The sequence below is a fragment of the Streptomyces murinus genome (assembly GCF_002154555.1).
In the GTDB taxonomy this organism is placed as follows: Bacteria; Actinomycetota; Actinomycetes; order Streptomycetales; family Streptomycetaceae; genus Streptomyces; species Streptomyces murinus.
Genome location: NZ_MUNF01000073.1, coordinates 1 through 8,507 on the forward strand (window position 1 = coordinate 1; position 8,507 = coordinate 8,507).

The 8,507-nt window shown below is 71.1% G+C and carries 6 protein-coding genes and 1 pseudogene; 5 read left to right on the forward strand and 2 right to left on the reverse strand.

Annotation, left to right across the window (positions count from 1 at the left end):
• Nucleotides 1-512 (reverse strand): UTP--glucose-1-phosphate uridylyltransferase (locus CCN72_RS05885; RefSeq protein WP_158101325.1); only part of this gene is annotated, 512 nt, incomplete at its 3' end.
• Nucleotides 513-641: 129 nt separating this feature from the next.
• A complete protein-coding gene (locus tag CCN72_RS05890) occupies nt 642-2,861 on the reverse strand; it encodes a bifunctional glycosyltransferase/CDP-glycerol:glycerophosphate glycerophosphotransferase (RefSeq protein ID WP_374205250.1) in 2,220 nt (739 codons plus the stop codon).
• Nucleotides 2,862-3,744: 883 nt separating this feature from the next.
• Between CCN72_RS05890 and proB the strand changes: the two genes are divergently transcribed.
• From proB to CCN72_RS05915, 5 genes and pseudogenes are all read left to right on the forward strand, one after another.
• Nucleotides 3,745-4,851 carry a glutamate 5-kinase gene (proB, locus tag CCN72_RS05895; protein WP_085564705.1) on the forward strand — a complete coding sequence of 369 codons (1,107 nt, stop codon included), beginning with the start codon at nt 3,745-3,747 and terminating at the stop codon, nt 4,849-4,851.
• Nucleotides 4,852-4,984: 133 nt separating this feature from the next.
• Nucleotides 4,985-5,410: a hypothetical protein gene (locus CCN72_RS05900; RefSeq protein ID WP_085568514.1), complete on the forward strand. Its 426-nt coding sequence runs from the start codon at nt 4,985-4,987 to the stop codon at nt 5,408-5,410.
• Between the two features lie 85 nt (nt 5,411-5,495).
• Nucleotides 5,496-6,782 carry a glutamate-5-semialdehyde dehydrogenase gene (locus tag CCN72_RS05905; RefSeq protein WP_085564704.1) on the forward strand — a complete coding sequence of 429 codons (1,287 nt, stop codon included), beginning with the start codon at nt 5,496-5,498 and terminating at the stop codon, nt 6,780-6,782.
• Nucleotides 6,783-6,867: 85 nt separating this feature from the next.
• Nucleotides 6,868-7,416, forward strand: a complete 549-nt coding sequence (locus CCN72_RS05910; protein ID WP_466885953.1) for an SCO2584 family spore wall biosynthesis protein — start codon at nt 6,868-6,870, stop codon at nt 7,414-7,416.
• An 80-nt stretch (nt 7,417-7,496) separates the two neighbouring features.
• Nucleotides 7,497-8,507, forward strand: a pseudogene (locus tag CCN72_RS05915) (SCO2583 family membrane protein); the annotation flags it as partial.

The window sequence follows — 8,507 nt, forward strand, 5'->3', positions numbered from 1 at the left end:
TGGATCTGCTCGGGCGCGACCTCCATGAGGGCGATCACGCTGCCGCCGTGCTGCTCCTGGACCTCGATCATGCGCTGGAGCAGGGGGTCACGGGGGTCGATCAGGTCGTCGCCGAGCAGGACAGCGAAGGGCTCGTGGCCGACGTGCGGGGCGGCGCACAGCACGGCGTGGCCGAGGCCCCTGGGGTCGCCCTGGCGGACGTAGTGCATGGTCGCCAGGTCGCTGGATTCCTGCACCTTGGCGAGCCGGCTCGCGTCGCCCTTCTTCTGGAGGGCCGACTCCAGCTCGTAGTTGCGGTCGAAGTGGTCCTCCAGGGGACGCTTGTTGCGACCGGTGATCATCAGGACGTCGTCGAGCCCCGCGGACACGGCCTCCTCGACCACGTACTGGATCGCGGGCTTGTCGACGACCGGCAGCATCTCCTTGGGAGTCGCCTTGGTCGCCGGCAGGAAGCGGGTACCGAGACCCGCCGCCGGTATGACCGCCTTGGAAATGGTGGGGCGGGAAGCCATCAGGTGTTCGTCTCTCTCGTTTAGCGCGTCGGGCGCCGGTGCGGCCGGGGGTCGGTCCCGGCCGCGTTCGGGCGTCGATGAGCCGTGCTCAGGCGCGGCCGGCCCGGCTCAGGCGTGGCTGGGCCCGGCTCAGGCGTCGATGAGGCCGTGCTCACCGGTGGGCTGCCGCGGGATGCGGGCCTGGGCGAGCGTCTCCGGCGCGGGCGCGGGCGTCCGCTCGTCCAGCGGAAGCACCGCGGGGGTGGTCTCCCGCTGGCCGAGGAAGAGCCGGCGCACCACACGCTCGGCCGCGTTTCCGTCGTCGAACTGCACGAAGCGCTCACGGAACGCGGCACGCAGCTCGGCGGCCTTGGAGCCGTTCCAGGCACCGGAACGGAAGACCTCGATCAGCTGGTCCTCGTCGGTCGCGGTCGCACCCGGCGTCTCGCCCGGCTGGCCGGAGAGGATGTCGAAGTAGACACCGCGGGCCTTGCGGTAGACCTCCCAGTCGTCCGCGTAGGTGACGATCGGGCGGTCCAGGCACGCGTAGTCGAACATGATGGACGAGTAGTCCGTGATCAGCGCGTCGGCGGCCAGGCAGAGGTCCTCCACCACCGGGTACGTGGACACGTCCTTGATCAGACCGCGCTCCTGGAGGGCCTCCAGGCGGGGGTCGGCGCCGTAGAAGTAGTGCGTGCGCACCAGGACGACGAAGTCCGGGCCGAGCTCGGAGCAGAAGCGCTCCAGGTCGATCCGGGGGACGTAGCCCTTCTGGTAGTCGCGCACGGTCGGGCAGTACAGGATGGCCTTCTTGCCGTCCTCGATGCCCAGCTCGCGGCGGATGCGCAGGACGTCGTCACCGTCGGTGCGGAAGAAGACGTCGTTGCGCGGGTAGCCGAACTCGATCGCCTCGAACGCGCAGGGGTAGACCCGCTCCCAGTTCTCCGTGGAGTGCTGGTTGGAGGTGAGGCTCAGGTCCCACTTGTCGGCCCGCTCCAGCATCTTGGCGAAGCTCATGTTCTTCGCCGCCGCCGGGTACTTCTGCTGGTCGATGCCCATCTGCTTCAGCGGGGTGCCGTGATGGGTCTGGAGGAAGACCTGCTCGGGCCGCTTGACGATGTTGTTCGGGAAGTTGACGTTGTTGACGAGGTACTTGGCGCGGGCCATGACCTCCCAGTAACGCGGGGAGTTGGCCACCACGTAGTCGACGCCCGCGGGGACGTTGTCCACCATGTCGCGGCGCACGATCCACACCCCGTGCACGTTCGGGGCGAGTTCCTTGGCCTTGTGGTAGATGGCCGCGGGGTTGCAGGCGACACCGCGGTTCCAGTAGGCCGCGTAGACCGCGAGGTTCTCGTCCACCGGGCGGCGCAGGTGCAGCCGGTACAGCCGGTTGTAGGCGGTCTTGCCGAGCTTGGTCTTGACCTTGGTGGCGCGCTGGATGACCTGGCGGCGGGTGTTGCCGGCGGCGGTCACCGCGGCGTACGCCGTGTAGGAGCCGCGCTCCAGCAGCTGGAACCGGACGCCCTGGGAGCCCTCGGGAAGCACGAAGCCCTTGGGCTTGTAGCGCTTGTACGAGGCGGCCGCGAGCTTGAAGAACTCCGCGCGGTCCTTGGGGACGATGCGGTCCTCGCGGGCCAGCGTGAACAGGTAGTGGCTCGCCGCGCGCTCGAACAGCAGGGCGCGCACCGGCTCGGTCTCGGGGTGCTGGTCGAGGAACTCGAACAGGCGCGCGTACTGCTGGAAGATGCCGAAGTGCTTGCGGCCGGGCGTCCGCATGGAGTTGCCCTGGCGGCGCTGGCGGTACTCGACACAGACATGGTCGGTGGCGGCGATGGTCTCCGCGGTCAGCATGGTCTTGTAGACCATGAGCGCGTCCTCGTAAATGCCGTCCGTGAAGATGAAGTTGTTGCCGACGTAGAACTCGCGGCGGTAGGCGCGGTTCCAGACGACGGCGAACATGGTGAGGAAGTCCGGCCGTTCGAGCGCCGTGAAGACGTCCGTGCCCGCGCTCGCGAGGAGTTCACCGGCCGCGCTCGCCTGGACCCGGTTGTTCCAGTACGTGCGGACGTGGTTGAGCAGCAGGATGTCGGGGTCGCCCGTGGCCTCCAGCCGGTCGGCGATCGCCTGGAGCGCGCCGTCGGCCAGGGTGTCGTCGCTGTCCAGGAAGAGGATGTACTCGCCGCGGGACTTCAGCGCACCGGCGTCACGCGCCTTTCCGATGCCCTGGTTCTCCTCCAGGTGCACGGGTATGACGCGGCTGTCGAGGGCGGCGTATTCATCGAGTATCCGACCGCAGGAGTCCGGCGAGTGGTCGTCGATGGCGACGATCTCGAAGTCCTCGAAGGACTGGGACAGAATGGAGTCCAAGCACGCACGGAGATATCCCTGGACTTTGTAGACAGGGACGACAACGCTTATTTTCGGCGAAGCGTTTCCATTCGCTACGGGCATGCTTGGGGCTCCTGGACTGTCGGTCAGACTCTCAACCGCCTCCCGCTGCCGGTGCGGAGCGGAAGGCGAGAGGCACAAGGAGTGCGAGGTTAAGGGGCGTTTAACCCTACCCTAACGTGCCCTACCGGATGGTCTCACCGTATGACCGGACGGGACCCGGTGGCCCGGGTGTGGCGTGACTCACGGGCGCGTGCGCGGGGCTCCCGAGGTGGCCGGATCCGGCGTCGCGGGCAGGGCGGTGCCGATGCGCGCCGATGGCCGCCCGCCCGGGTAAGAGAAGGTGAGCCCACGGTGAGAACGGCGCTTTCGGCGGCGCGAACCGGACGATCCGGTCAACCCGCCCCGCGCGGCCCGGTCGGGGCCCGTGGTGCGGATGTTGTGCGTTCCGGTCCATGGTTTCGGGCGGGATGTGGTGGATTCGACATCGATCCACACGCCGCGGTCGCAAGCCCGGCGCCCGGCCGGGCGCCGATCGGCGGCATCCGGTGCGGTGGCGGTGCCGGCACCTCGCGCGGTGACAGTGGCATCTCGCGCGGTGAAACCGGGCCGGCAGCGCGAAGAAATTCCTCCGAGAACCGGAAATGAAAAAAGCGGCGCGCCCTTCGTGAATTGCACATCTCGTGAAGGGGCGCGCGCTCTCCCTTTCCCACCGGTTCCCCGGCGCCGTCCGCCCGCCGGACGGTGTCCGCTCGGCGAAACCGGAGCGCACCGAAGGCCCCCGGTCGCGTACATTGCGCAGCACGAGGCCGGTACACGGGCGAAAGGGACGGCGGGCAAGGTGGCAAGCGCGAGGCAGGCCGTGGGCACGGCCCGCAGGATCGTCGTCAAGGTGGGGTCCTCCTCCCTGACCAGTGCGGCGGGCGGGCTGGACGCCGACCGGGTGGACGCCCTGGTGGATGTGCTGGCCAAGAGCCGCGGCACCGGGGACAGGGAGGTCGTCCTCGTCTCCTCCGGAGCCATCGCCGCCGGGCTCGCGCCGCTCGGGCTGCGCCGCCGGCCCCGGGACCTCGCCCGGCAGCAGGCCGCCGCCAGCGTCGGGCAGGGGCTGCTGGTCGCCCGGTACACCGCCTCCTTCGCCCGGTACGGCGTCCGCGTCGGCCAAGTCCTGCTCACCAGCGACGACATGAGCCGCCGCGCCCATCACCGCAACGCCTCGCGCACCCTCGACAAGCTCCTCGCGATGGGCGCCCTGCCGATCGTCAACGAGAACGACACCGTCGCCACCGACGAGATCCGCTTCGGTGACAACGACCGGCTCGCCGCTCTCGTCGCCCACCTCGTCCACGCCGACCTGCTCGTCCTCCTCTCCGACGTCGACGGGGTCTACGACGGGGACCCCAGCAGGCCCGGCACCTCCCGGATAGCGGAGATCCACGGCCCCGAGGACCTCGCGGGCGTCGAGATCGGCAGCGCGGGCAAGGCGGGCGTCGGCACCGGCGGCATGGTGACCAAGGTGGAGGCCGCCCGGATCGCGGCCGCCGCCGGCATCCCGGTGGTGCTGACCTCCGCCGTGCACGCGGCGGACGCCCTCGGCGGCGGCGACACCGGCACGTACTTCCACCCCACCGGCAAGCGCTCCGCCGACCGGCTGCTCTGGCTCCAGCACGCCTCCACCCCGCAGGGCGCGCTCACCCTGGACGACGGCGCCGTGGCGGCTGTCGTCCAGGGCCGCAAGTCGCTGCTGCCCGCCGGGATCGCCGCCGTGGAGGGCGAGTTCAGCGCGGGCGACCCCGTGGAGCTGCGGGACGCCGGTGGCCGCGCGGTGGCGCGGGGGCTCGTCAGCTTCGACGCCAAGGAGATCCCCCGGCTGATCGGTCGTTCGACCCACGAGCTGGCACGCGAACTGGGTCCGGCGTACGAACGCGAGGTCGTACACAGGGACGACCTGGTGCTCCTGCACGGGTGACACTCGTACAGCGGGGCGCCCCCGGGGGGCCTCCGGTGGGGGACGTTCCGTAAAACCGCCCCGCGAAGCCTTACGGCCTGCTCAACTTTGTGTGCGAGACATGTTTCCGAGCACTTGGGTGAAGGAGGCCGTCGTGAGACGAGTGCGCCCTGGGGGTACCACCCGAGGTGCCCTGACGAGCGTCGCGGCCGGGACCACCTACGAGGAACCCAGGGACCTGCCCCGGCTGTGGCACGTCACGCTCAGCGTGGCCGGCAAGAGCGTCCCCCTCACGGACCTGCGCCGGGCCCTGGAACAGCTGGCTCACGACCACCCCTTCCTGCTGACCAGCAGATACGCGAGCGACCACGCCGAGATCCGGTACTGGGAAGAGGCCCGCGACCTGCATGACGCGGCCGCGGTCGCACTGCGCCTGTGGGGCGAGCACCGGCTCAGCGCCGGACTGCCCCCGTGGGAGATCGTCGGTCTGGAGGTCATCGACCGCGAGACGTACCACCAGCGCATCGCGGAGGGGTACGGACCGCCGCCCGCGACCCCCGTAGGGGTCCACCCCTTCTGAGCCCTTACCGGGGTTTTCCGGGGTTTTCGTCTCGGGGTGTGGAACACGCGCGGAAGGGCTCCGCACCGCGCACTACCCTTCCCCCATGACCACGCTCTCGCCGTACGACTCGATGTCCCCGGTCACCCAGGCCGCCTACCGGGCCAGGGCCGCCGCCGCCGACCTCGCGCCGCTGCCGCGCGCCGTGAAGGACGACGCGCTGCTGGCGATCGCCGACGCCCTGGAGGTACGGACCGGGGAGATCATCGAGGCCAACGCCAAGGACGTGGCCAAGGCGCGCGAGAGCGGCACCAGCGAGGCCATCGTGGACCGGCTCACCCTCACCCCCGAGCGGGTCCGCGCCATCGCCGCCGACGTCCGCGACGTGGCGGGGCTGCCCGACCCGGTCGGCGAGGTGGTCCGCGGCTCCACCCTGCCCAACGGCATCGACCTGCGCCAGGTCCGCGTCCCGCTCGGCGTCGTCGGCATCGTCTACGAGGCCCGCCCCAATGTCACCGCGGACGCCGCCGCGCTCTGCCTGAAGTCCGGCAACGCCGTCCTGCTGCGCGGCTCCGCCTCCGCCTACGAGTCCAACACCGCCCTCGTCCGGGTGATCCGGGACGCGGTCGGCGGCGCCGGGCTGCCCGCCGACGCCGTACAGCTGGTGCCGGGGGAGAGCCGCGAGTCCGTGCGCGAGCTGATGCGCGCCCGCGGCCTGGTCGACGTCCTCATCCCGCGCGGCGGCGCCTCCCTGATCAGGACCGTGGTCAGCGAGTCCACCGTGCCCGTCATCGAGACCGGCACCGGCAACTGCCATGTCTACGTCGACGCGCAGGCCGACATCGACATGGCGATCGACATCCTCGTCAACTCCAAGGCCCAGCGGGTCAGCGTGTGCAACGCGGCCGAGACCCTGCTGGTCCACCAGGACATCGCCGCCGAGTTCCTGCCGCGCGCCCTGGACGCGCTGGCCGAGGCCGGTGTCACCGTGCACGCGGACGAGCGGGTCATGGCCCACGCCGAGGGCTCGAAGGCCACCGTGGTCGAGGCGACCCCGGAGGACTGGGAGACCGAGTACCTGTCGTACGACATCGCCGCCGCCGTCGTGGACTCCCTCGACAAGGCCGTCGAGCACATCCGGCTGTGGACCTCCGGGCACACCGAGGCGATCGTCACCACCTCGCAGCAGGCCGCCCGCCGGTTCACCCAGTTGGTCGACTCGACCACGGTCGCCGTGAACGCCTCCACCCGGTTCACCGACGGCGGCCAGTTCGGCTTCGGCGCGGAGATCGGCATCTCCACTCAGAAGCTGCACGCCCGGGGCCCGATGGGCCTGCCGGAGCTGACCAGCACCAAGTACATCGTCACCGGCGACGGGCACGTCCGCCGCTGACATCCCGCCTCGCGGGGCGTCTCGACAGGTGGATGAATTTCCGTACCGTCTGCCCAAATTGACCCCCCAGGTCTACTCTGGACATGTGCCGGAGGACGTGGGGGGCATGCCGTTCCCTGACGGCTGGGAGCCCGACGACGACCACGACCGCGGGGTGTCGGACGAAGAGTTCGCCTCCGTGGTCTTCGACGAGGACTTCGTACGGGCGGCCACGGTCCATGAGCCGACCGCCGTCGAACGCCTCCTTGCCGCCGCGGAGGCCAGAGCCGAGGCCTCCGAGGCCGCCCGCCGCGCCCGCGCCCGGGGCGAGCGGTACGACGACGCCTACGGGGGCGCCGATCTCGGCGAGGACCCGGACGACGACGATCTCGACGACCTGGACGACGTCTACGCCCTCGACCGGGGGCCCTTCGACGGCCATGGCAGACAGGCCCGCTGGCACCGGCCGGTGGCCTGGGTGCTCGCCGTGGTGATGGGTGTCGGCATGGTCGCCCTCGCCTTCGCCGCGGTCTACCGTGGCGCCTCCTCGGGCACCCGGGACCAGCTGCCGTCGTCCACCACGACGGGCCAGAACCGGATCCCCACGGTCGCTCCCGTGCGCCCCACGGTGTCGGCGGTGCCCCACCTGCCCTGATCGGCTCCGGGTGAGGAGTTGTCAGAAGTTGTGGTGGAGCGGGGCGTTTACCCGGGGCCCCACAAACCCACTCTGAAAGTATGGGCGGGCCTGGAGACCCACCGGAGGGGACACCCGAGGGCGGCCCCGGTGGTGCGGAGGACGAATACCGATCCGTCGTGTTCGACGAGTCGTTCGTGCGCGCTGCCCGCCTCCAGGAGTACTCGGCCGAGGAGCGGATGGCCGACCACGCGCCCGCCGTGCGCCGCCGGCCGCTGCACCGGGGGCTCGTCCGCCAGGCGATGATCCTGGTGCTGCTGATCGCCGTGGCCTTCGGCACCGCCGTCTACATGGGGGTGCGCCATCCGTACGACTCCGCCGAGGCCCCCCGGCCCGTGGAACCGCTGCGGATGACGGTGATACCGCTCGCCCCGCAGGGCAAGGTGCCCGGGGGGACGGACGCGGAGACGCTGTACGCGCACAGCCCCGCCGCGCGGTTCGACATCGGCGCCGAGGGGGTCCCGCTGCCGGCCGCGCGGGGCACCGCGCACTTCTCCGACAGCCAGGTCATGACGGCGCTGACCACGGCCAAGGACTACATCGTCCGCTCCGCGCTCTACCCGGAGGTGCTCACCGGGCACGAGACGGCCCCCGCGCGGGCGCTGGTGGACTCCGACCAGCTCGCCCAGTTCGACCAGAGCTTCGACCGCCCGGCGGCGGACGGGCGGCACGCCCCGACCGGCTGGGTGGTGCGCCTGGACCCGGCCCGCGACCGGCTGGCCCTGGCGACCCTCAGGCTCGGAGCGCNNGGTCAGCGCCGACCACACCTTCGTCTACGCCCTGCGCCCCACCGGCACCACGAGCGCCCCCGTCTCCCTCTTCACCGTCCGCCGCGCGCTGACCTTCCGCTTCACCCGCGACGACCTGCGCACCCGCCAGGTCCAGCTGACCACGGCGTATGTCGAGGCCGGCCCGCTGTCCTGCGCCGAGGACTCCACGTCGTACCTCCGCCCCCTGCTGGCGGGCCAGGCCCCCCACCCAGGCGCCCCCGCGGGCACCGACCCGTACCAGACGGACAGCCCCGCCTCCTTGTGCGGCACGCTGGCCACGGG

Coding starts and splice junctions, on each gene's coding strand:
- CCN72_RS05905 (WP_085564704.1), top strand. CDS start 5,496: ATGACCACGCTCTCGCCGTACGACTCGATGTCCCCGGTCACCCAGGCC.